Annotated in this window: 20 protein-coding genes; 11 read left to right on the forward strand and 9 right to left on the reverse strand. The window is 46.2% G+C overall.

Features of this window, described 5'->3' with window-relative positions:
• The first annotated feature begins 244 nt into the window (after nucleotides 1-244).
• The 4 genes from Q365_RS0106195 (at nucleotide 245) to Q365_RS0106210 (ending at nucleotide 5,675) form a co-directional block, all read left to right on the forward strand.
• The gene (locus Q365_RS0106195; protein ID WP_028022527.1) at nucleotides 245-2,131 is read left to right on the forward strand and encodes a DEAD/DEAH box helicase; all 1,887 of its coding nucleotides are present in this window, start codon (nucleotides 245-247) and stop codon (nucleotides 2,129-2,131) included.
• Nucleotides 2,132-2,448: 317 nt separating this feature from the next.
• The gene (locus Q365_RS0106200; RefSeq protein ID WP_028022528.1) at nucleotides 2,449-3,114 is read left to right on the forward strand and encodes a cupin domain-containing protein; all 666 of its coding nucleotides are present in this window, start codon (nucleotides 2,449-2,451) and stop codon (nucleotides 3,112-3,114) included.
• Nucleotides 3,115-3,268: 154 nt separating this feature from the next.
• Entirely contained in the window at nucleotides 3,269-4,891 is a 1,623-nt protein-coding gene (locus Q365_RS0106205; protein ID WP_028022529.1) for a diguanylate cyclase, read from the forward strand.
• A 115-nt stretch (nucleotides 4,892-5,006) separates the two neighbouring features.
• A complete protein-coding gene (locus tag Q365_RS0106210; RefSeq protein ID WP_028022530.1) occupies nucleotides 5,007-5,675 on the forward strand; it encodes a class I SAM-dependent methyltransferase in 669 nt (222 codons plus the stop codon).
• A 124-nt stretch (nucleotides 5,676-5,799) separates the two neighbouring features.
• Here the strand turns inward: Q365_RS0106210 and Q365_RS0106215 are convergent, their stop codons facing one another.
• Complete coding sequence (locus Q365_RS0106215) at nucleotides 5,800-6,006, reverse strand: DUF3283 family protein (RefSeq protein ID WP_028022531.1); 207 nt, start codon at nucleotides 6,004-6,006, stop codon at nucleotides 5,800-5,802.
• Between the two features lie 152 nt (nucleotides 6,007-6,158).
• On the opposite strand from Q365_RS0106215, the gene Q365_RS0106220 reads away from it, so the two are divergent.
• The gene (locus tag Q365_RS0106220) at nucleotides 6,159-6,506 is read left to right on the forward strand and encodes a helix-turn-helix domain-containing protein (RefSeq protein WP_028022532.1); all 348 of its coding nucleotides are present in this window, start codon (nucleotides 6,159-6,161) and stop codon (nucleotides 6,504-6,506) included.
• Between the two features lie 38 nt (nucleotides 6,507-6,544).
• On the opposite strand, the gene Q365_RS0106225 is transcribed toward Q365_RS0106220, so the two are convergent.
• The 3 genes from Q365_RS0106225 to pdsR are packed head-to-tail and all read right to left on the reverse strand — an operon-like array spanning nucleotide 6,545 to nucleotide 10,096.
• The gene (locus tag Q365_RS0106225; protein WP_028022533.1) at nucleotides 6,545-7,168 is read right to left on the reverse strand and encodes a glutathione S-transferase family protein; all 624 of its coding nucleotides are present in this window, start codon (nucleotides 7,166-7,168) and stop codon (nucleotides 6,545-6,547) included.
• Between the two features lie 43 nt (nucleotides 7,169-7,211).
• Entirely contained in the window at nucleotides 7,212-9,404 is a 2,193-nt protein-coding gene (pdsS, locus tag Q365_RS0106230; RefSeq protein ID WP_028022534.1) for a proteobacterial dedicated sortase system histidine kinase, read from the reverse strand.
• On the reverse strand, nucleotides 9,401-10,096 hold the full coding sequence (gene pdsR, locus Q365_RS0106235; protein ID WP_028022535.1) for a proteobacterial dedicated sortase system response regulator: 696 nt from the start codon (nucleotides 10,094-10,096) through the stop codon (nucleotides 9,401-9,403). The genes pdsS and pdsR overlap by 4 nt, the downstream gene beginning before the upstream one ends.
• A 223-nt stretch (nucleotides 10,097-10,319) precedes the next feature.
• Here pdsR and pdsO point away from each other — a divergent pair, with 223 nt between their 5' ends.
• On the forward strand, nucleotides 10,320-11,045 hold the full coding sequence (pdsO, locus tag Q365_RS0106245; RefSeq protein WP_028022536.1) for a sortase-associated OmpA-like protein PdsO: 726 nt from the start codon (nucleotides 10,320-10,322) through the stop codon (nucleotides 11,043-11,045).
• Between the two features lie 10 nt (nucleotides 11,046-11,055).
• Nucleotides 11,056-11,505 carry a GNAT family N-acetyltransferase gene (locus Q365_RS0106250; RefSeq protein WP_028022537.1) on the forward strand — a complete coding sequence of 150 codons (450 nt, stop codon included), beginning with the start codon at nucleotides 11,056-11,058 and terminating at the stop codon, nucleotides 11,503-11,505.
• On the opposite strand, the gene Q365_RS0106255 is transcribed toward Q365_RS0106250, so the two are convergent.
• The 4 genes from Q365_RS0106255 to Q365_RS0106270 all read right to left on the reverse strand — a co-directional run bounded on the left by Q365_RS0106255 (nucleotide 11,465) and on the right by Q365_RS0106270 (nucleotide 15,293).
• Nucleotides 11,465-11,992 carry a methylated-DNA--[protein]-cysteine S-methyltransferase gene (locus Q365_RS0106255; protein WP_028022538.1) on the reverse strand — a complete coding sequence of 176 codons (528 nt, stop codon included), beginning with the start codon at nucleotides 11,990-11,992 and terminating at the stop codon, nucleotides 11,465-11,467. The genes Q365_RS0106250 and Q365_RS0106255 overlap by 41 nt on opposite strands.
• Nucleotides 11,989-13,314: a bifunctional transcriptional activator/DNA repair enzyme AdaA gene (locus Q365_RS0106260; protein WP_028022539.1), complete on the reverse strand. Its 1,326-nt coding sequence runs from the start codon at nucleotides 13,312-13,314 to the stop codon at nucleotides 11,989-11,991. The genes Q365_RS0106255 and Q365_RS0106260 overlap by 4 nt, the downstream gene beginning before the upstream one ends.
• 255 nt (nucleotides 13,315-13,569) lie before the next feature.
• Nucleotides 13,570-13,992 carry a DUF3010 family protein gene (locus Q365_RS0106265; RefSeq protein ID WP_028022540.1) on the reverse strand — a complete coding sequence of 141 codons (423 nt, stop codon included), beginning with the start codon at nucleotides 13,990-13,992 and terminating at the stop codon, nucleotides 13,570-13,572.
• A gap of 146 nt (nucleotides 13,993-14,138) precedes the next feature.
• The gene (locus Q365_RS0106270) at nucleotides 14,139-15,293 is read right to left on the reverse strand and encodes an HD-GYP domain-containing protein (RefSeq protein WP_028022541.1); all 1,155 of its coding nucleotides are present in this window, start codon (nucleotides 15,291-15,293) and stop codon (nucleotides 14,139-14,141) included.
• A 478-nt stretch (nucleotides 15,294-15,771) separates the two neighbouring features.
• Here Q365_RS0106270 and Q365_RS0106275 point away from each other — a divergent pair, with 478 nt between their 5' ends.
• The gene (locus Q365_RS0106275) at nucleotides 15,772-16,299 is read left to right on the forward strand and encodes an NUDIX domain-containing protein (RefSeq protein WP_028022542.1); all 528 of its coding nucleotides are present in this window, start codon (nucleotides 15,772-15,774) and stop codon (nucleotides 16,297-16,299) included.
• Between the two features lie 132 nt (nucleotides 16,300-16,431).
• Here Q365_RS0106275 and Q365_RS0106280 read toward each other — a convergent pair whose 3' ends face one another.
• Entirely contained in the window at nucleotides 16,432-17,334 is a 903-nt protein-coding gene (locus Q365_RS0106280; protein WP_028022543.1) for a lipid A deacylase LpxR family protein, read from the reverse strand.
• Nucleotides 17,335-17,431: 97 nt separating this feature from the next.
• Here Q365_RS0106280 and Q365_RS0106285 point away from each other — a divergent pair, with 97 nt between their 5' ends.
• The 3 genes from Q365_RS0106285 to viaA all read left to right on the forward strand — a co-directional run bounded on the left by Q365_RS0106285 (nucleotide 17,432) and on the right by viaA (nucleotide 21,647).
• Nucleotides 17,432-18,304, forward strand: coding sequence for a sulfurtransferase (locus Q365_RS0106285; RefSeq protein WP_035024619.1), 873 nt, complete (start codon nucleotides 17,432-17,434; stop codon nucleotides 18,302-18,304).
• Nucleotides 18,305-18,551: 247 nt separating this feature from the next.
• The gene (locus tag Q365_RS0106290) at nucleotides 18,552-20,186 is read left to right on the forward strand and encodes an AAA family ATPase (protein ID WP_028022545.1); all 1,635 of its coding nucleotides are present in this window, start codon (nucleotides 18,552-18,554) and stop codon (nucleotides 20,184-20,186) included.
• A 12-nt stretch (nucleotides 20,187-20,198) separates the two neighbouring features.
• A complete protein-coding gene (viaA, locus tag Q365_RS0106295) occupies nucleotides 20,199-21,647 on the forward strand; it encodes an ATPase RavA stimulator ViaA (RefSeq protein ID WP_028022546.1) in 1,449 nt (482 codons plus the stop codon).
• Nucleotides 21,648-21,663: the final 16 nt, after the last annotated feature.

The raw sequence follows: 21,663 nt of genomic DNA on the forward strand, positions 1-21,663 counted from the left end.
GCGATTGCAGTCAAAAAGTCATCAGCCGTAGAAAAAATTGTGAACTCCTTCAATTTTTTCTGGCTTTTTTTGGTTTATTGGCGCAGAATTCTGACCCTTATTTGTCGAGGCCCGTAGCGTTAGTTGCTGTTGCAGAGAGTAGGAAATCACTGTTTGTATCAAAGTGAACCTGCATCAGTAAAATATAACAGTGCGAAACCGCTAGCAGGGGCCCCGTTACTTTTGTCTATATATTGGGATCCCAATGCAAGATATCGTTACTGAATTTCGTCAGCTAGACCTAGCTGAAAACCTTCTTTCCGCTTTAGATTCAATTGGCTTTGTATCACCTACGCCAATCCAAGCGGCTTCGATTCCTTTGCTTCTTACTGGTGTTGATGCACTAGGTAAGGCACAAACTGGTACTGGTAAAACCGCTGCGTTTTCTCTACCAATCCTAAACAAAATCGATCTGAACCAGCATAAGCCACAAGCTATTGTTATGGCGCCTACTCGTGAGCTAGCTATTCAGGTTGCAGCAGAAGTTAAACTTCTGGGCCAAAAAATCTCTGGTTTGAAAGTACTTGAGATCTACGGTGGTGCTTCAATCGTTGAGCAAATGCGTGCTCTACGTTCTGGTGCTCACATTGTTGTTGGTACACCTGGTCGTGTTAAAGACCTTATCAACCGCGAACGCCTTCAACTAGACGAAGTGAAAACTTTCGTTCTTGATGAAGCCGACGAAATGTTGAAAATGGGCTTCGTTGACGACGTTACTTGGATCATGGAACAAGCGCCAGAAACTGCACAACGTGTATTGTTCTCTGCAACCATGCCTCCAATCGTTAAAGAAATCGTTGACCGTTTCCTACGTGAACCTTCGCGCATTGACGTTGCTGGTAGCAACCGTACTGTTGAGAAAGTAGAACAACAATACTGGGTAGTGAAAGGCGTAGAGAAAGACGAAGCAATGTCTCGTCTTCTTGAAACTGAAGAAACTGATGCGTCTATCGTATTCGTACGTACTCGTCAGGACACTGAGCGTCTAGCTGATTGGTTGCAAGCACGTGGCTTTAAAGCTGCTGCATTGCACGGTGATATTCCTCAGTCACTTCGTGAGCGTACTGTTGATCACATCAAGCGTGGCGTTATCGACATTCTTGTTGCGACTGACGTTGTTGCACGTGGTCTTGATGTTCCACGTATCACCCACGTATTTAACTACGACATCCCATTCGATGTTGAGTCATACATTCACCGTATCGGTCGTACTGGCCGTGCTGGTCGCGCTGGTAAAGCAATCTTGTTGGTTCGCACTAACCAGATCCGTATGCTTCGCACCATCGAGCGTGTAACGTCTACTCGTATGGAAGAAATTCAACTTCCAATGCGTGACAAGGTTGCTGAAGCGCGTCTTGCTGCACTAGCAAGTGACCTGCTTGAGCAGAAAGAAGCTGAAAGCCTAGAAGCGTTTGTTGGTCTTATCGAGAAGCTTCAAGAGCAAATCGAAGTTGACGCAGCAACCTTGGCAGCGATGCTTCTTCAGCGTCAACAAGGTAAGCGTCCATTGTTCTACAATGGTCCAGATCCAATGATCACTGCAATCGAGCGTGAAAACAAACGTCGCGAATCTCGTCGTGATGAGCGTCCACGTGACGGTAGCCGTCCAGAGCGCGGTGAGCGTCGTAGCTACAACGCTGCTGATTGGGATACTTACCAATTGCAAGTTGGTCGTGATCAAGGTGTTCAAGTTAAAGACATCGTTGGCGCTATCGCAAACGAACTAGGTCTAGAGAAGCAATTCATTGGTTCTATCAAGCTAGCAACGGGTCACACTTACGTTCAATTGCCTAAGAAAATGCCTAACGAAATCATGGCACAACTGAAGCAACTGCGTATTCGCCAGAAAGCGACTGATGCACAGCTAGTTGAAGGTCACGTTAACATGGAGCCACCTCGTCGTCGTAGCGGCGGTGATCGTTCTGGTGCGCCAGGCGGTAACGGTGGTCGTCGTTTTGAAGAGCGTGGTCCACGCGGCGGTAACGGTGGCAACCGTTCAGACCGTGGTGGAGAGCGTCGCTTCAACCGTGACCGCGGTAACGACCGTCGCCCTGCGGGCGCTCGTTCTGACCGTCGTCCAGCTGACGCATAATCAGTACTGAAATGACCTTAAAAAAGCCGACGAAAGTCGGCTTTTTTGTATCTGTTGTTTTCGGTTTCCAAGCATGATGCATTGAAAGTAATTGCTAAATCGTTAACGCTCGTTGAAAAGACATCTTTAGGCTGCTTCGGTATATCAATACGTGGCGGTGTCCTGAATTTGTCTCTCACTTCCAATGAATGCGACGACAGCTCAGATACTCCAAGACTATATTATTTATGTTGCCAGCTTAAATTGAATACTCTGATGGCCTCTTAAATCGAGCATCTTTAAGCTTTTGGTATTATTTCCTGTTTGAGGATTGTCTTATGTTGAATATGCAATTTGACCAACGGGTGATCATTAACACCAACGAACTTGACTGGCAGCCATCACCCATCGAAGGCGTACTCAGAAAACCTCTCGCTCGAGAGGAGGAAGAGCGGGGCCATGCTACTAGCATTGTAAAATTCGCGCCTAAGAGTGAATTCTCTCATCATGAGCATCCATTAGGTGAAGAGATATTGGTTCTCGATGGTGTTTTTTCGGATGAATATGGTGACTATCCCGCAGGTACTTATCTTCGAAATCCACCGGGTACCTCTCACACACCATTTAGTACTGTAGGCTGTACGCTGCTGGTGAAATTACACCAGTTTTCAAGTAATGACTTCCATCAAATCAGAATCAACACACGCGATGAGTCTCAGTGGATCGATGGTCAAGGTAGGCTGAAGATACTTCCACTTCATGAGTTTAATGGTGAACAAGTTGCGATGATCCGATGGCCCGCTGGTCAGCACTTTTTTTCTATTTCTCATTTCTGTGGTGAAGAAATTTTTGTCATCGGTGGTGAGTACCGTGATGAATTCGCCAAATACCCAGCAGGCGTATGGATGCGCACTCCCCATATGTTTGAATACAACCCTTTTGCTGAAGAAGACACATTACTTTGGGTGAAAGTAGGGCACCTTCCTTATCCAAATCCGACGTAGCTGGTAAGAGTGAAAGCGCTTTCTGAGTGTGTGTATCAAAAGTGAATCAAACGTCTTCCACCTTTATCGCTAGTATATTGCCTGAGTGTTTCGCTTGATAATTTGAGCGCTTTCTTGAATATGTCTCAGTAACGCTAGGAAATAACGAACTCGGATGTTCCAGATTCAAAACCATTCTCAGATGCTGTATTTCGATATTGCACCTGTTCCCATGCTTATTCTTAATGAGCTGGGAGAAATCGTCCATGGGAATCGAGAGTGTCAAAGTACTCTACGATTTCAAAACGGGAGTCATCACTTAGATGGCTATTTTTCGGTGGGTGTTTGGGATGACATTAAACATTACTTCGCGTCTTCGCCGTCTTTATCGCAGTTTGAACCCTTCCATAAGGTGGTAAGCCTTTCTCAATCCAATAAACCTTGCCAATTAAAAGTGAGTTTGGATACCAGCGCGTCCAGCAATATCTATATTGTTGCGATTTCTGAGTGTGCGAAACACGAGAAGAGCGATGATGAACTGAAAATGGACGGCTTGCCTTACGGCATGGCGGTGGTCGATCCTGAAGGCCAATTTGTCACCATCAATAAAGCGTTTTATCGACTTCTTGGATACAGCGAATACGAGTTAAAAGGGAAGAGCGACTTTGAACTGACCTTTGAATCAGACGCAAACAGCGAAAAACCACTAAGACGACAGCTATTGTCTGAATGCCGAGAGCATTATCAAGTGGATAAGCGCTACATTCATAAAAATGGCCATCAAATTTGGGTTAGAACCTTTGTTTCTGCGGTTCCTTCGGACAGTATGGGCTCCATCAATTTTGTTGTGTCTGTGTTTGATATTCATGAAGAAAAACAGCTTCAAGACGTCATTTCAACCTCAGAAAGGCGTTTTCGAATCATTGCAGAAAACGTCAGTTCAGTGGTTTGGATCTCTGCGCCCGATCCCATGCGGCTTTTTTATGCAAACCGATGTTACAACAATATTTGGGAAGAACCCGCTGAGTCACTATATGGTGATCCTCGTGCGTTTCTAAATAGAGTGCACCCCTCTGATCGAGATCTAGCAGCGTCAACGCGATTTTCCTCTTCGACTGATTCATGGAGCGTTAACTACCGACTTCTGTTCCCTGATGGTCGCACTAAACACATCAGAGATAGCGGGCATTGCGTTTTTGATGGAAACCACGAACTCATTTACCGTGTTGGCACCATGACGGACATCACCTCTGAGATTGATCAGCGAGATACGGTGGTTACCATGGCGCACCATTTGCGTAAATTAGTGGAGTATGACTCTCTTACCGGCATTAAATCACGCCATGCGATCATGAATGATATTCGAGAAACCTATCAGCAATACGCCATGACGGGCGATCCTTCAATGCTGGTGTATATCGATGCTGATGGCTTCAAAGGCATCAATGACACCTACGGACACAAAATTGGTGATGAAGTCTTGGTGAAAATTGCCGAGCACCTCACCAGTAATATTCGAGATTCTGATGTGGCAGGTCGAATCGGGGGTGACGAGTTTGTCGTGCTTTTGCGTCATACGGCGCAGTCTGAAGTTCCTCAAATATTGGAAAGACTGTGTCAAGATATTCATTCTGATGGGTTGCCCAGTGACATTACTGTTTCTTTGACATTGGGTGAGAAAGAACTGACGTCTGATATTCAATCGGCAGAACAATGGCTTAGCGTTGCTGACCAAACCATGTATCAAAATAAGCGTAGGAAGAAAGCCTTATACAATCGGTCAATGACGCCAATGTGATAAGGAAAGTACTAGCACTTTATGCTGATACAGTTCAGTTGTTTTTAAAATGAGACACATCTCTGTATTGCTTCAGCGTATTCTCTCAGTTGAATAACATAGGGGATTGGACATCATGCAGAGCGTTGTTGAAGTGTTTGGTACGGCACTGGCGAGTTATTTTAATGGTAACAAGTCTGGAAAGCTCATTGTAAGAGAAAACAATGGAACGTCAGTCATTCCGACGTCGGAGTTTTTTCGACGCCCAGAGGACGTTGCTACGGACAGAATCGCGCTTTCATATTGCCGTCGTAGTGTGCTTAATATTGGCGCGAGCGGAGGGGAGCATTCTCTGTTTCTGGTTGCCAAAGGCATGAAAGTCACGTCTATCGACAATTCGCCTATCGCTTGTGCGATCATGCATCAACGTGGTGTCCCTTCTGTTATCTGTGGCGACCTATTTGACCAACACCCTATGTTTGACCGTTCTTTCTCTTGGCTCGCGCTGCGTGGCGTCGTGGGCAAGCTCGGCAACATCCGTAACTTTTTCCACTTTCTCAATCTGGCGCATCGGAACTTGTACCCTGGTGGACGGCTTATCTTGAGTTCGGAAAACCTCAAGTATGAAGGTTACCGTACCAGGCATTTAACGTTTGAATTCGATGGGCGAGTGAGTGAAGAAATCCCGTGGTTCGACATTGGTATGTCCACGTTAAGGCAGGTAGCGGATAGCCATAACTTCAATTGTCGCATCGTTTACTGCGATGACAGTAACAAGTACGTGGCGTTATTGACGAAACGATAGCAGCAGGGGTGTAAGTGTTTGGCAATCAATAAAGTGATTATTGTGACGTTGTCACTACATGGAGGCTAATCACAATATCTACTTCATCGAGTACTGTTATTTTACGAATAGGAAATGGGGCTGTTTACAGCCCCATTTTTTTTGAATATTTTTCCACACAATCAATGAAGTGTGCTCTTTCATTCTCATCCGACATCGCCTGCGCTTGCTGCGCAAACGTGCTTCTTTCGGCTAACGCGTTTTTTACTTGCCATACGGCGTAAGCTGCTTGTTTATCCAATTCTATTTTCTGTTTTTCATCTGCCGGAAGCAGCGCTAGATTGTCGCTCATGGGAAATCTCGTTCATTGATTAACGGCGCTACCATAGCGAAGAGTGCAGGGTGAGACAAGTGCTTACATAGGGCTTACGGTTAACTGACACAAAAAATGGGGGTTTCTCTAGTATAAGGCTCATCCGTTGATAGGGTATCAGAGGGAAAACAATGGAATTTACCTATCATGACAGACAAACACTTTACGATGCTTGGATGTCTTACAAAGCGAAACTTCGCATTACTCAAATTGAAATGGCAAAGCGCCTAGGCGTTAGTCAGTTGGATTTTTCAAAAACGCTGCGTGGTGATGTTCCTCTCGATAGAGGGTTTGTCCTTCGTTTTTGTAAAGAAATCGGCTTAGATCCTAATCATTCGTTGCCGAGTTTGAAAAGCAATCACGTGTCTGTAATGACGGGAGATATTTCTGTCAATACGTCATTGACCGTGGACGGAAAGGTCACCAAGGTTGAATATTCTGACAACCAAGTGTTTATCGAATACGTGAAGCAATTGTAGAAACAGCCATCTGAGGATGGCTGTTTTTTATCGTGTTTTTACTTTGTCGACGCTTCAATGAATGCAGGGCGTTCGCTGATCTTGCGGTGCCACGCCAACAACGCGGGCAATGATTCATCAAGGTGTAAATCAAGATTTTTCATAAAGCCACAAAGGACATACGCCGTGATGTCTGCAACCGAGAATTTGTCTCCCGCAACATAGGGCGACGTTGTTAAGCGTTTTTCCAACTCAGGCAAAAACTCTTCCAAACGTTGTTTGGATTCCTTTCCCCATGCTTCCACGCAACGCTCTCTGTCTTTGTAAATGCCAGTTATGTTTCTAAAGGCTTGAAAAGCAGCATAAAGCCCTTGGAATTCAACAATGCGATTCCACATTTCGACTTGTCCGATAGCCAGCGCATCTTCTCCAAACAAGTGATGGTTTGTTGGAAACGCCGCATCAATGTAGCGACAGATAGCAACAGACTCACAGATGGTTGTTTCATCGTCGAGTTCTAGCAAAGGGATTTTTCCGTTGGGGCTCTTCGCTTTAAATTCGTCGGTAACATTCTCTCCACCGCGAATGTCCACATCGACTCTTGGGATCTCAATGCCTTTTTCAGCAATGAAAAGGCTAACTCTGAGTGAATTGGGTGTGGGCGCTTTCTCGTACAACTTCATAAACATTCCCTGTTTTGATATGCCCTACTCGGGTCGGTCGATCTTAAGTGTAAGTCACTGGCAGCAACACGGTCACTATAACGCCATTGTTCGTCACACGATTGGCGATAGTGAGTTCACCATGGTGGAACTCTGCCACTAAACGCGCAATGTAAAGGCCGAGCCCTAAGTGGGGCTTGTCGGATTTCTGGTTTTCATCCCTCACTGAGACCATGGAAGCCAGCAATTGATTTCCCATATTTTCGGGTAAATTTGGCCCAAGGTTAGAAACAGTGATGCAAGCGCGGTGTTCATGTTGAACCAATTGAATATCAATCGGTGTGTTGGGGGTTCTGAATTCGACAGCGTTGGCGATGAGTTTGTCGAGTAACTGAGCGACGTATTCAGGCACGCCCTCCATGTCATATTGCCCATCTTTAATCCGCAAAGTGAATGCTTGGTCAGGGTAGGCGTATTCATAGCCTTGTACACAGCCGGTAATGACTTTATCCAGTGGGAAAGACGTCTTTTCCGCATGCTCAAAGCTTTGTTCAAGCCTCGTTGCTTCGGTCATGCTCGACAGTATGGTTGCGAGCCTTGCCACGCCTTCTTGAGCGCGGTCGATATAACGGCGTTGGTCATCATCCGTATTGACAAAAGCAAGGTTCTCTAACGAAGAACGCACAACAGCGACCGGTGTCCGTAACTCATGGGAAAGACTGGATGACATCTTCTCAAGGTAACTGTTGTAATCAGAAAGCCTTGTGACCATGGTTGATAGCGTGCGCGAGAGATCGCCGATCTCATCTTTGCTTTCGATTGGATCAAGTTGATGGCGAACACGCCCCTGTGGGTCAATGGCACTTTCAGCATCGTCTCTTAGCCTTCTAACTCGCTTGGAAATATGTGAGCCAAATAGGAGCAAAACCACTACACCGGTGCAAATAACTGCCAATAGTACATTGAACAATTGCTCAAGCGCTTTATTGCGAAGCGTCGTGATGCCATTCGTGGTTTCTTCGACGACCACAGCACCAACAATGTCATCGTTGACTTTTATTGGATACGCGGCAGAAAGGATCATTGCACTTTCGTCGTCGGTCACTCGCCAGTTAGCATAAGGGCGTCCAATAAGCGCTTGTTGTACTTCAACACCTCTAAACACAGCGGCATGCTGCATTGCATCAACAATGTGTTCCGGTGGGCGCTGCAGTATTTGATAGTAAAGCGGGTTAAGGATCTCAGTTTGTATCCATCCCATTACCCCTGAAGGAGGATCCTGGTACTTTATGGTTGTCTCCCACACCCCATTAGCAGACTGTAAATCTCCCGTCTTTGCGAGCACACGACCATGTTTGTCCACCGCCCAAACCCGTGAATTACCGTCGTTGATTTTGGTGAGAACCCGCTCAAGATCCGGAGAGGGAACGAGTAAGGTGCCGAGTGTTTCCGCACTGCGCGGATTAGACGTTGCCAAGATGGTTTCAATATCTCTGTTAAAAGGGTCGACAACGTTGTAATAGGCAAAGCTGAGTTTTTCGCCCACCAGCCAATCGGGGATTGCTAATTCAATGGCATAACCATTGGCCGTCTCTTGCCACCAAGCACGAATCGCTTCAGAGGGAAAGTTGTGTTCGGTATCTGAAATTGTTGTTTCAATCAAAGAAACATCAGCGGGCCCGCTTTGTGCGGCTGAAATAGCGTAACGCTTGAACTCACCCTCTAACGTGGTGAGCGTGACCATAAGATGGTCATTGCGATCGATGCGCAGCGAGCCACTTCGACGCATCACGGGCGAGCGGTCTGCGACATCGACGAGAGCAAAGATCTCATCGCCATCACTGGTGAGCGTGAGATCAAAATTCAAGTCATCAGAGCGATAAGGAGAGCGACTGAATATGACGTTGTCTTGCGCATAATTGTGTTTGTAGGCTTGGTAGCGATCCCAATCTAGGGTTGAACCATCGATATCAATGTGAGACTGAAGTGCCACCGCATAGAGATCTTTGCCTCTCTCTAAGCGTGGCTTTGTCGCTAATTGGCGTTCAAATAACTCGGGTTGTTGATTGAGTGACATGGAAAATGCACGCGCCGACCCCATGAGTGTTTGCTCTTGCCCTTGGCGAAGCACATTCTCTAATTCCCACACATAGTTGTAACCAATGAACGGCAACAATAGAAGTAGACCTGAGAGCAGGACGACTTTGGCGCGAATGCCGGACACCCAGCGCCAAACCTGTTCTATAAAGAGTCTCATTTGCTGCTGTCCCAGCGATAGCCCATGCCATAAACCGTATCGATGAAATCAAAATCTGTATCAAGGGCGATGAACTTTTTACGAATGCGTTTGATGTGCGATGTGATCGTACTGTCATCCACCACCACGTGGGCTTCTTGCATCAGATCTTGACGGCTACGAACATGCCCAGGGCGTTTCGCCATGGCATGAACTAACCAAAATTCGGTGACAGTGAGATCAACCGTGTGCTGATTCCATTTGACTTGCATGCGATTCAAGTCGAGCGTGAGATTTCCTCGTTCCAGCAAAGACTCACTGTCAGTGGCTGACTGTTTCAACAACTCGCTTCTGCGGAAAAGTGCAGCAATACGCGCCATCAAATGCGGCAGGCTGATGTCTTTGGTGAGGTAGTCGTCAGCGCCCATGCGTAGCCCAACGACCGTATCGATATCACTGTCTCTGGCGGTAAGAAAAATGATTGGCAGCGTGGCCGACATCGCGCGCACTGTTTGGCAAAGTTGAAACCCACCGTCAATTTCATCAGCAAGGCCAATGTCGATAATGGCTAAATCGGGTAAACGCTGTTTAAAGCCGTCCTCAGCATCGTGCCTGTTAGCATAAGTAGAGACGGCGTAACCTTGCTTTCTTAATACGTCCGCGTAGTTCTCACGGATAGCGGGTTCATCTTCTACGATGGCAATACGTTTCATTTTTACTCAGATAATCAACCACAAGATGATTTGACTATACCTGAAAATGAAAGCGGTAAAAGGCCTTGAAAGCGTTTAACCGCAAAAGCCATTTTTTTGCCACATTTGCTCGTCACATTGCCATTTTTGCTCCCATTACATGCCACTTTGACTTGTTTTAATGACCTCATCGAAACAACAACTGGGTACATACCCAATCCCTACTTAGGATGAGGAAAGCACAATGAAAAAATTCAACAAAACAATGCTAGCGATTTCTTTGGTGGTTCCAATGTCAGTATCTACCGCATTTGCCAACGACCAACTGACTCACGCCGAGCGTGACAGCACGGTTGAAATGATTGGTTTCGGTGGTGGCGCGGCATTCGGTGCAGTTGTCGGTGGCCCTGTTGGCGCAGTGGCTGGCGCGTTGGTAGGCGGTTTGATTGGTCAAATCGCGAGTTCAGACAAACAAAATGTGGCGCAAGAACAAATCATCGCCGATATGCACGAAGAAAATGTTCAGTTAGCCACTTACCGAGATCTTTACGCGAACAATGAATTAGAACTCGCCAATCTGAAAGCATCAATGAAAGAAAAAGACATTCATCTTGAGCTGGCGATGGACATTCAATTCCGCACTAATTCGTCCGAGATCGAACCTCATTTTCAACGTCAGCTTGATGAAGTTGCCGAGTTAATGCGCCAACAGCCTGAGGTGCGTTGGGATCTGGAAGGGCACGCGGATGTTCGTGGTAATCAAGAATACAATTTACAGCTGTCGCAACAGCGTGCTCAAGCCGTCTATGAGTATTTGGTTGAGCAGGGCGTAGCAACTGAGCAGCTGATCCAAACCGCGTATGGGAACCAATTAGCCATTGAAACTGAAGGTGACCGTGAAGGGTACTTCTTTGACCGTCGTGTTAGTTTGCGTTCAGTTTCAGGTGGTCAAACGGCCGCTAATCAATAAGGAGTGGATGATGAATATTCGTCCAGCCACCTTGGAAGATGCGGAGCGCATTAATGCGCTCTGCCAAACCTTAGGATACTCACCAACTCTGGCACAAACGGAAGAGCAACTATCGCGGGTGATGAAACAACATCGAGATGCTCTATTTGTGGCCGAAGTGTGTGATTTGGTGGTGGGTTTCATCACCTTACACACGGTCGATGTCGTGCATGATGTCCAGCCATGGGGCAGAATCTCTTCGCTGGTCGTCGATGAAAATTTCCGTGACATGACTATCGGTAAACAGCTTCTTGATCATGCTGAGATATACCTCAAGCAACAGAACTGTATGCGTATTGAAGTGACCAGTCATATCAGCCGCGAGGAGGCCCATGGCTTTTATCTGCACCTTGGCTATCGCATTACGCCGCTTCGATTTATCAAGCTGTTGGCTCAACGTGTGCTGGTGGCTGCAAGTTAAATGCGTCAGAAGACATGGCTTGCTCGTGCTTGAGCAGCCATGCTTTCGCATCGAGCCCTCCCGCATAGCCAGTTAGCTTTCCACTTTTACCGATCACACGATGACAAGGCACGATAATGGCAATGGGATTTTGACCATTAGCCGCCCCAACAGCGCGAGATGCGGAAGGTTTACCAATCGATGTTGCTAGGTCGCCGTAACAACGGGTTTCTCCTGCTGGGATTTTTTGAAGTTCCGCCCACACTTGTTGTTGAAATTCAGTACCGAGTAAATCCAAGGCCACTGAAAATTGAACAGGCTCGCCAGAAAAATAGCGATCTAACTGTTCAATGACCGTTTCGAATGGCTCCTTTGTGATGAATTCATCGTCTGAAACCGGTATATCGTACTTGTACTCAGGTAAAGACAGTGACGTCAGGCCATGTTCAGAAGCAGTCAGTGTGATTGAGCCTAACGGTGACGTATAGAGGTAACGATATTGCTTCATGATATTTCCTTATAGTGGGTGCTCAATGCGAAGTAACTGCGCCAAGGTTGTGCGTTGTCAGCCAGCGGTGATGCAGTGCTGGCTAAGGCTGATACATCAGGCGATCCGGCTCCACGAAGACAGGCGTAATCATATTGCTCTTCAGTGAGAGGATGATCTTGCTCGTCGATAAAGTCGCTGGCAGCATGCTTGGACAGACAGTATTTAGCCCAAGACGACAGTCTTTGTTTTTCTGTCACAGGAAGAGGGTAGGACTCTAGGTTTTTGGCCAGCCACTCTGCACTAGGAAAATAAGCGATGTCTTGTTGTGAATCCTTGATCAATAGCGGTTCGAGCGATGAATGGGTTTCTCCGTTGTTGCTGAGTGATTCACCATAAATGGCGCGAATGCCCGCTTCAAACGTATTCCAGACACCAGGGATCCTTGTGATCACGGGTTGGTTTGAGGGGATCAGTGGTAACAGAGCCAATGAGATAGCATCAGGGTTTGTATCTAAATCCAGCAATCGTCTTATATGGTTGAGTGCCGCATACAAAAATTTGGGGTCTGACAGCGTGAGTTCGACGACAAAGCGATTCTTCTCGGGTTCCAACGTTGCCGTAAACTGCCCGCATTGCGTTCCCAGCATGAATGTTCGCCCGTAAGCATTTTCGCTCAACCACTCGACATTCGGAATCAGGTTTTTGCTGATGGCAGAATGGAATTGTTGCCATTGATATGGCGGGCGGAAACTGAGCGTCACGATCAGTGAGTCTGACTGGGTCGATTGTTTTCCTCTGACTTGCGTTGGAGACAATGCGAGCTGTTGCTGGAAGCAATCGTTAAAACGACGAATACTGTTAAATCCGGACGCAAACGCAATGTCTGCGATGGAAATCGTCGTTTCATGGAGAAGCTTTTTCGCAAAAAGGATTTGCTGATACAGCGCGTATTGCTTGGGAGAACAACCGAGTGATTCGGTAAACAGTTTTCTCAAGTAGCGATCTGACACACCCAACTTTTCAGCAAGCATCGGGATGCTATTGTCCTGCAAATATCCTTCATCAATGAGTCTTAAACCTCTTTGAAACGTTGTTCGTTTACCGAGCCAAGCAGGGGACCCTGGAGCACTGTCTGGACGACAACGAAGACATGGACGAAACCCTTGTGATGCTGCCTCATAGGCGGTTGAATAGTAGCGCACATTTTCTTCTTTCGGCGGTGGAGCCGGACATACTGGTCGACAGTAAATTCCTGTGGAAACCACTGCCGTATAAAACAGGCCATCGAAACGTGCGTCGCGAGAAAGGCGGGCTTGTTGAAAGTGCGTAGTGGTATCCATCTCATCTTTCTCATGTGAGTTAATCTGTAGTCACAATAGCACCGCAGTATTGTAGGTGTCGCCAGAATCGGAACTCAATACTGAGCTTTGCACCTTGATTGTCACGTAGTGAGGTGAGCAAATTCAAAGCTGAGGTTGTTAGTGGTTGAGGCCGGAAGACAGAAGACAGATATTAGACGGTAAAACAACGCAGGGAAGAGGTGGTTGACAGTGCGGAGAGAAATCAGGCTGCAAGAAAGCAGCCTGATTGGGTACTTACTTGTTCAGGTAAGCACATGCTGTGGTGAAAGCGAGTTCTTGGAACTGCTTAAGACCCACTTCTTTAAGCGAAACCATCACTGGGTTACGCTTTAGTGATTCCTTCATTTCAGATGCAGTGAAGATTTCACAGTCCATATCTTGAAGTAGTTGCAGTGCCGCTTCTAGTTTGAAGCCAACCGCGCTTCCTGCAAATTTGCCTCTCATTGGGCGCTCGCGAATAATGACTTTATCTACTTTGTAGTCGTTCATCAGTTGCGCGAATTGCTTTTGGAAGTGACGGATTTGCTCGGTGCTGGAGCCATCTGTGATGGTAAATTTACGAGCGCGACAATCTGGCACCTCGAACAACCCTTCTTTTAGTTCTAATAGACAGATGTTCGCTTCGTTGCTTTTAAAATCGACAGCACAAATTCGCATTTTTCTTATTCCACGAGTTAATGAACCAAGCATTATAGGCAAAAGTCGGGCGCGGGTCATGAGTAAAGATAGGAACTCAGGCCGATCGACGCAGAATAAGGCAAAAAAATGACGAGTTTGACGTGTAAGCGAGAGGAAACGTCGTATTAGCGGAACTCACTGAAGCTGGTTTTGAGCTTAGCCTCAGTCAGACCACGGACGATTTTAAGGTCGGGGCGCTTGGTTAGATTAATGTATTCAACTTCTCGGAAAGAATCGGTACGAGCTGAATAGAAGAGTTTTACTGTCGGTGTCATGAGATCGTCAGGGTTTTCCTTACAGACTAATCCAACTCGACCATTGCTAAGTTCAACGACAGAACCTATCGGATAGAAGCCGATACAGCGAATGAATTGTTTGAGTAGATCGGCATCGAGGTGGAATGGGGTTAGTCCGATCATGATTTTGAAGGCTTCTGATGGAGAAAGCGCGGGTTTATAACAACGCTCGGCGGTTAACGCATCGTAGATATCAACGATACAAGACATTCTGCCAATTAATGGCAGTTCGTCACCCTTTAAGCCTCTTGGGTAGCCATTTCCGTCAATTTTTTCGTGGTGCATTAAGCTGACATCTTTGCTGGTGGAGGGTAGGTCGACCATGTTTTCGAGGACGGGTTGAGACAGTGTTTGGTGCTCTTTCATATGGACGAATTCATCATCAGTGAGCTTACCGGGTTTGTTGAGTACTTCGTCTCTCACCAATATTTTACCAATGTCGTGTACCAAGCCACCTACGGCGAGTTCTTCAAGTGTCTTTCTGTCTAACTCCAAAAAACGCCCAAAGTTAACAAGGTGGAACGCGACATTCATCGAGTGCTCGAGTAGGTAAGCACTTTTTTCTCGAATACCGCTTATCCAAAGCACAGCTTCGCGTTTTTCAAAGATGCTCTCAACAATGTTGGCGCTGATCTCTTTAACGGGTTCTATATCGACAGGCTTATTTTCATAAACATCGCGAAGGAGTTTACTTAGCTGCTTTTTGGAGGTGTCTACTAGCTGTTTTGCTGCGCTGTATTCGTCGTTACCACTAATCGACGAATGTTTACCCACTTTGGTTTCGCGGTAGCGGAGATCTTCGTCCGATGTGATTTGATCTCCATCTACGTAGACAAAGAGAACGCCTTTGTTGCGGAGGTTGTCGATGGTCTCTTGACGGCGGATGAACCCAGGCTTCTTCATCTTGGTGCGCGCACGTTGAGATTCGATTTGCTCGACATACATTCCAATCTCTACGCTATCAATGGCGATTTTTTGCAACATTGATGTGGGCTCCGTATCTGGGTCGGGTTGTGACTAAGTGGTTATTGATAAATGAGTTAAAACTGGATTTAGTGCCACATCACTGATAGCAACTGATAATTACAACTATATACAAAATACAACAGTTTGGCCTATTTTTGCCTAATTCAGTCGATAAATATACAGCCTACCAGTATGTCGTACTGATTATCCTATCTATGCCCATATAAAGCGTAGTAGGTATACCCATGAAAAATAGAAGGTTAACCGAAAAATCGTACATCTTTTGTCCTTTATGGGTAGGCGTACTGATTAGACTGTTAAAATCGACTGTATTTTAATGGTGGACACCCAATATTCATAGCAATGAATGTGACGATTACTTCTTCGAATGCGAATTAATTCACGTTTTCCATTTGCCCAGCGGCTTGTGTCTCGTTAGAGTGCGCGACTGATTTGGCGAAATGACGGCCAGTTGCTGATAATTTAGGCGTGCAGAATGCGAACACTGAAAACCTCGACCCATCCAGATGTACTTCCTCTTGAAGGTAAATCGCTATTTCAACGATTAGCGTCGAGAGCAATTGTTGTCCGTGATAATGACATTCTACTGCTATTCACTGAGCGTTATCACGACTACTCGTTACCGGGTGGTGGAATAGACGCAAACGAAAATCAAGTTGACGGATTAGTCCGTGAACTAAAAGAAGAAACGGGCGCGAGAAATATCCGCAACATTCGACCTTTTGGTTCATATGAAGAGTTTCGTCCGTGGCATAAGCCAGATTTCGATGTCGTTCACATGATCTCTTACTGCTTTTGGTGTGATATTGATGATGAGTTAGGTGAAGTGTCACTGGAAGATTATGAAGTGAAAAACGGCATGCGCCCAGTATGGATGAATATTCACGAAGCCATCGAACACAATAAAAAAACCATGGCAGAAAGTGATAAGCAAGGGTTGTCTATTGTTCGTGAAACGTATTTGCTTGAACTGATTGCGAAGGAAATAAGCGGACAGTCATAATACCCAAACACCCTGAATCCAGCATCTTCAGATTGCTTGGGTAGAGCCACTAAGATTTTATCGTGACGAAAGCAAAGAGGCTGGGGAAACCAGCCTCTTTTGCCTATGTGTTCAGGTAGTCAGTCGAAAACGTTAATAGCGATAGAATAGCGTGAAACTGCCATAGCCATGTTGGTCGAGACGCGATGTTTTGAACTGTTTGCTATAGGCGGTGACAGATGCAACTGCCCCCCAATGACGTGAATACCAAGAAAACCCGCCTGAAATCGACGCTTGGTTGCGTTGAATTTCAAGATCATCATTTTCTGGTGGCTTGTCGCCTTCAATGGTGATGTCGTTAAAACGGTATCGAGCTTCAACGGTGGTGAAGAAGAAGAACCCATCATCGCTGTGACTTAACATGCCCACATCAACGCTGTTTTGTGCGATGACCGATGTTGCACCAAAGGTGTTGGGCAAGTCGATACCAATACGATATGTACCGCCTGCAGCGACTTCACTTTGAAAATTACCGCCCTGGCCGCGTCCAAAAACACTAAATTCCCCAATGGGTGTTCTGGAAATCAGTTGATGCGCCTCAAAGCCCGCCTGATAAACGAACTGATCGTAGATTTGATAGTCCCAACCTTGAGGGTCTGTAGAGCCGACAATCTCGTGAACGATTGATTGTGCCGAATCGGCGGCTGAACTTGGCCCAACAGTACCAAGCATTAAGCTACCACGATAGGCGACAGTATCTGTTTGGTGGTAAGCACGTCCTTGCAAATAGAGCAGGCCAGCATAAGGGCGCTCATTGGGTTGTGGCGTTTCAAACTCAATATCAGTCGGCGTCCACATTTGCGAAGCAAGCTCGATGCTATAACCGATGGTTCCGGGGTCGGAAGACCAGCGTAAACCCAGTCCGCTGGTATAGTCTCTGTCGGTTCCAAGTGCGCCATCATTGTCTACCGTTAACGAAATTGACGCGGCGTGGACAGATAAGCTAAGAAAAGGGACGACGAAGAGAGATGCCCCGAAAATGCTGCGTGATAACATAAAATCCTAATATTCGACGTAAAGGCGGTTATACCGCCAATATTGCGACCAATGTATGCTTTGGTGGATATGCTATACCATTCATTGTACGTTGACGATGCTGGCTTCCAAGGAGAGTGATTTGCAACAGGTTATAAGTGCACTTGTCAGTGCCGAATGGTTAAGGGATAACCTAAATATCCCAAATCTTAAGATGATTGATGCTAGCTGGTTTATGCCGGGCAGCGAGAGAAATGCAAAGTCTGAATGGATGAGTCAACGAATCCCAGGTGCGGTGTATTTTGATTTTGATGCGGAGATTGTCGATAAGTCATCACCGTTACCCCACATGCTACCGTCACCTGAGCAGTTTGAGCAGGCAGTTAGTGCATTGGGTATTAGTAACGAAGATACCGTCGTGGTGTACGACAGTGCTGGTATCTTTTCAGCGCCGCGGGTTTGGTGGATGTTTAAGGCAATGGGCCATAAATCCGCAGCGGTTCTTGATGGTGGCTTTCCTGCATGGATATCTGCTGGCGGAGAGATAGATACGGAAACGCCGCGAATTCCTGTCGCGACACAATATGTCGCTGAGTTAGATGCCGAACGTGTGATAGACAGAGACACCTTGCTTGCAGGTATTTCAGCGGTATCCCTTAATGTCATCGATGTGCGTCCCGTGGATCGGTTTTCTGGCTCAGTCAAAGAACCTCGCCCAGGGGTTCGCAGTGGTCATATGCCAAACGCAAAGAATTTGCCGTTTGGGAAGCTTATCTTGAATGGGAAATTCAAAGACAAATCTGCCTTGGAACAACTGATAGCGCCTGTCGTGTCTGAAGATCTTCTTAACGTTTCTTCGTGTGGCTCAGGTGTTACTGCCTGCATTCTTTCTCTGGCCAGTGAAATAACGCTCGGCAAACCAATCACCGTTTATGACGGATCATGGAGTGAATGGGGAAGCGACCCATCCTTACCCATTGTGTCGGAATAGCGGTTAAAGACCTCCTTAATGGAGGTTTTTTTATGAACAAAATTCTCAGTAAAACCATGATCAGGCAGTGATTTTTGATGTTCTCATAAATGCAAACTAAGTTTTAAGGGTGGATCAGATCAAAGTTGAAGTGTTATACAGAATGTAACCAAGTATTAATGGTTACATGGTGTTAACAATGTGTTATGACTGGTTTCATGTTGTTGATTAATCAATATGGAGCAGCAACTTGACGAATCAAATCGCGATGACAACAAATAACGTTTTACTTCCTGAGCGAATTCAAAAGCTTGTTCAAGCGCTATCTAGTGGCGTGTATGAACGAGAAGATACCATACGTCTGTGCCTGCTCGCTGCGTTAAGCGGTGAAAGTGTTTTCTTGCTCGGCCCTCCAGGCATTGCAAAAAGTTACATAGCAAAGCGGTTGATAGAAGCCTTCGACGATAGTCAGTTTTTTGAGTACCTGATGACGCGCTTTTCGACGCCAGAAGAGGTCTTTGGTCCGCTTTCAATTCAAGAACTCAAAGACAATGGAAAGTATGTTCGTTTAACAGAAGGCTATCTGCCTTCCGCAGATGTGGTTTTTCTTGATGAAATCTGGAAAGCCGGCCCAGCTATTCTTAATACCCTTCTTACCGTGGTCAACGAGCGTGTTTATCGCAACGGTAGTGAAGTCTTGCCCGTCCCAATGCGACTGCTGGTGACAGCATCCAATGAATTACCTGAACCAGATAGCGGCTTAGATGCACTTTATGATCGAATGTTGGTGCGTATATTCGTCAATCGCATTCAAGAGAAGAGCAATTTTAAACGTCTTCTTACTGACGAAAACGGCGATGCCCGCGTTGAAATCAGCTCAGACATTACGATCAAGACGCAAGAGTACCAGCAATGGCAAACTCAGATTGATCATGTGTCATTGTCTGACGATGTGTTTGAGAAAATCTATGCATTGAAGATGCTCCTAGAAAAAGAAGCCAATGATCCTAGCCATTCCTTTCCTGTCGAAGAGCTATATATCTCTGACCGACGCTGGAAGAAAGCCGTGCGTCTTCTGAAGGCAAGCGCGTTCTTTAATGGACGCAAAGACGTGAATCCGGTGGATTTATTGCTGCTACAAGAGTGTTTATGGCACAGCCCTGAATCGCGCGTAGTGGTTGGCAATATCATGCATCAATTTGCGTCGAACATCTGTTTCAATCAACAAGAGGCTTTGGCACTTGCGTTGGAAGCGGGTGAAGACACCAAATCGCTGTCTGAAGAGATCATTGATGTGCTTGGCCACACGGTAGATACCGAACTGTCGATGCGCAAAGAGAAAAACAAAGTTGATTTGAGCCATGCGCGTCGTTATTCGGTGAATATGTCGAATGATTTGATCAAGCTTGTCATGCTTGATTCCAACCCATCAGTTTCAGAGAAAGAAAAAGGGGACAGCCGCTGGGTTTACGTTGATGCCGCCGAGTTTGAGAAGAAGATTAAGGGAGGCGCTTGTGACGTCCATGGGTACGTCAACAAGAACACCAATCTCTGTGTGCTAAAATTTGATGTAGATGGCGAGCATTGTCTGGTGATCAAAGACATTGCTAACCGTCCGGTATCCGTCGCAATTGCAGGCGTAGACGATAACGATTCCCATGCGTTTGACGAATGGCAAACTAAGAACGAAGCGGCCATCGCTAAAATTGAGGAAGCGAAGCACCTTATTCGTATTGCCCGAGTGCAGCTTAATGCCGCCTTACCGCATCACTTTGCCAATTCAGATCTTCTTGAAGTGATTGCAAGCAGCATTACTGATGCAGAAGAGTCGCTGCAAAGACAGACGGTTAAATTTGAAAAAAGCGCATTTAGAGTGCGTATGCTGACTGATTACTTCGCGTAAAGAGGAGGCACAATGATAAGTCCAGAAAGTCTCCATCTCGGCATGATGCTCGCCGAAACGGGTATGTTAGAACATGCCGTGACTGAGGTGATGGCAAAACCGCAACTGTTGCTAGTGACGGAAACTAGCCCGACGGCAAAATCTGCCGTGAGAAGGCATATCCGCAAGTGGCGGCACTCGGTAAAACGTCGTTTGAGTAACGATTGCATTACTGAAGAACTCAAGCAAGAGATCGCTTTGTATCAAGAGGCGGTGCAACTGACACAAATTGAGTTTTCGCAACGCGCCAAAAGCATGATTAAGCAACTTGAAGGGAAGTCCGAATTCTATCTAGGTGCGAGAGGCATGCTTGAGAAAAACATGTCTCAAGAAACACCCATGTTCCAATCGTATTTCTGCAATAAATGGTATGAGCATCTAGCCGCGTCTATAAAAGATGCCCAACAAAAAGAGTTAGAGGCGCACAAGGACAAGCTGCTTAATGAGCTTTATCAGCGAATAGAAACGTATAAGACGCTAGAAAACGTTGAAGAGCGAGGCACGCTTGAAAAAGTCGGCCGTCTTTGGGATTTGGCTTCGTCCAAAGTCACTCAGTCTGACGTAGAATTGCTCAAGCAATTCGTGGCGTTTCTGAAAGATAATCAGGATTTACAAGACATCGCTCAGACATTGGGTCGAATGGCTAATGATGTCGATGATCCCTCACTGCATCGCTCTCCAGCTGAAGAGTTACAAATGGTAGAAGAGCCCGCTGACAATGTTGCCGATGATATCGTGGGTGTTCACCAAAGTGATAATCTTGAAAAGATAGTCCCAAATGAGATTATCTACCTTGCAGAGCCTGCTCTGGAAATCCTTTTCTATAAGCATTTTGCAGATAAGCGCTTGTTAACTTACCGCATGCAAGGGATGCAACGCTCCCTCCGTAAGGTCAAAGCCTTTAAGCCGGAAAACAAACAGGTCGATATTGAGAAAGGCCCGTTTTTGATTTGTGTTGATGCTTCAGGCTCCATGAGTGGCTTTCCTGAACAATGCGCGAAGGCCATGGCCTATGCACTGATGCAAATCGCAGTGAAAGAAGATCGTGACTGTACTGTGATGATCTTTTCAACCGATCACATTTGTTATGAATTGACGGGTGAGGGTGGTTTGAAAGAGGCGCTTAACTTCTTGTCGTACAGTTTTCATGGCGGCACCGATCTTTCGCCCGTTCTAACGCATTCCATTGATCTGATGGGAACCGATAAGTATCGAAATGCGGATCTTGTGGTGATCTCAGACTTCATTGCGCCTGAGCAACCAGAAGCGGTGCAAGCACAGGTCGATGGTTTAAAGCGTCAGCACAATCGCTTTCATGCGGTTAATCTGTCCAAATATGGCAACCCAAAACTCATGAGCATGTTTGATCATGTTTGGGATTATCATCCATCGCTGATGGGACGTTTGTTAAAACGGTTCTGATAATACGTCTCCTTGA

Source organism: Enterovibrio calviensis DSM 14347 (genome assembly GCF_000621165.1).
Taxonomy (GTDB): domain Bacteria; phylum Pseudomonadota; class Gammaproteobacteria; order Enterobacterales; family Vibrionaceae; genus Enterovibrio; species Enterovibrio calviensis.

What these genes read in the sequence shown, in the direction of transcription:
- Q365_RS0106195 (WP_028022527.1), top strand. Translation starts at nt 245, where the DNA reads ATGCAAGATATCGTTACTGAATTTCGTCAGCTAGACCTAGCTGAAAAC.
- Q365_RS0106200 (WP_028022528.1), top strand. Translation starts at nt 2,449, where the DNA reads ATGTTGAATATGCAATTTGACCAACGGGTGATCATTAACACCAACGAA.
- Q365_RS0106205 (WP_028022529.1), top strand. Translation starts at nt 3,269, where the DNA reads ATGTTCCAGATTCAAAACCATTCTCAGATGCTGTATTTCGATATTGCA.
- Q365_RS0106210 (WP_028022530.1), top strand. Translation starts at nt 5,007, where the DNA reads ATGCAGAGCGTTGTTGAAGTGTTTGGTACGGCACTGGCGAGTTATTTT.
- Q365_RS0106215 (WP_028022531.1), bottom strand. Translation starts at nt 6,006, where the DNA reads ATGAGCGACAATCTAGCGCTGCTTCCGGCAGATGAAAAACAGAAAATA.
- Q365_RS0106220 (WP_028022532.1), top strand. Translation starts at nt 6,159, where the DNA reads ATGGAATTTACCTATCATGACAGACAAACACTTTACGATGCTTGGATG.
- Q365_RS0106225 (WP_028022533.1), bottom strand. Translation starts at nt 7,168, where the DNA reads ATGAAGTTGTACGAGAAAGCGCCCACACCCAATTCACTCAGAGTTAGC.
- pdsS (WP_028022534.1), bottom strand. Translation starts at nt 9,404, where the DNA reads ATGAGACTCTTTATAGAACAGGTTTGGCGCTGGGTGTCCGGCATTCGC.
- pdsR (WP_028022535.1), bottom strand. Translation starts at nt 10,096, where the DNA reads ATGAAACGTATTGCCATCGTAGAAGATGAACCCGCTATCCGTGAGAAC.
- pdsO (WP_028022536.1), top strand. Translation starts at nt 10,320, where the DNA reads ATGAAAAAATTCAACAAAACAATGCTAGCGATTTCTTTGGTGGTTCCA.
- Q365_RS0106250 (WP_028022537.1), top strand. Translation starts at nt 11,056, where the DNA reads ATGAATATTCGTCCAGCCACCTTGGAAGATGCGGAGCGCATTAATGCG.
- Q365_RS0106255 (WP_028022538.1), bottom strand. Translation starts at nt 11,992, where the DNA reads ATGAAGCAATATCGTTACCTCTATACGTCACCGTTAGGCTCAATCACA.
- Q365_RS0106260 (WP_028022539.1), bottom strand. Translation starts at nt 13,314, where the DNA reads ATGGATACCACTACGCACTTTCAACAAGCCCGCCTTTCTCGCGACGCA.
- Q365_RS0106265 (WP_028022540.1), bottom strand. Translation starts at nt 13,992, where the DNA reads ATGCGAATTTGTGCTGTCGATTTTAAAAGCAACGAAGCGAACATCTGT.
- Q365_RS0106270 (WP_028022541.1), bottom strand. Translation starts at nt 15,293, where the DNA reads ATGTTGCAAAAAATCGCCATTGATAGCGTAGAGATTGGAATGTATGTC.
- Q365_RS0106275 (WP_028022542.1), top strand. Translation starts at nt 15,772, where the DNA reads ATGCGAACACTGAAAACCTCGACCCATCCAGATGTACTTCCTCTTGAA.
- Q365_RS0106280 (WP_028022543.1), bottom strand. Translation starts at nt 17,334, where the DNA reads ATGTTATCACGCAGCATTTTCGGGGCATCTCTCTTCGTCGTCCCTTTT.
- Q365_RS0106285 (WP_035024619.1), top strand. Translation starts at nt 17,432, where the DNA reads ATGCTGGCTTCCAAGGAGAGTGATTTGCAACAGGTTATAAGTGCACTT.
- Q365_RS0106290 (WP_028022545.1), top strand. Translation starts at nt 18,552, where the DNA reads ATGACAACAAATAACGTTTTACTTCCTGAGCGAATTCAAAAGCTTGTT.
- viaA (WP_028022546.1), top strand. Translation starts at nt 20,199, where the DNA reads ATGATAAGTCCAGAAAGTCTCCATCTCGGCATGATGCTCGCCGAAACG.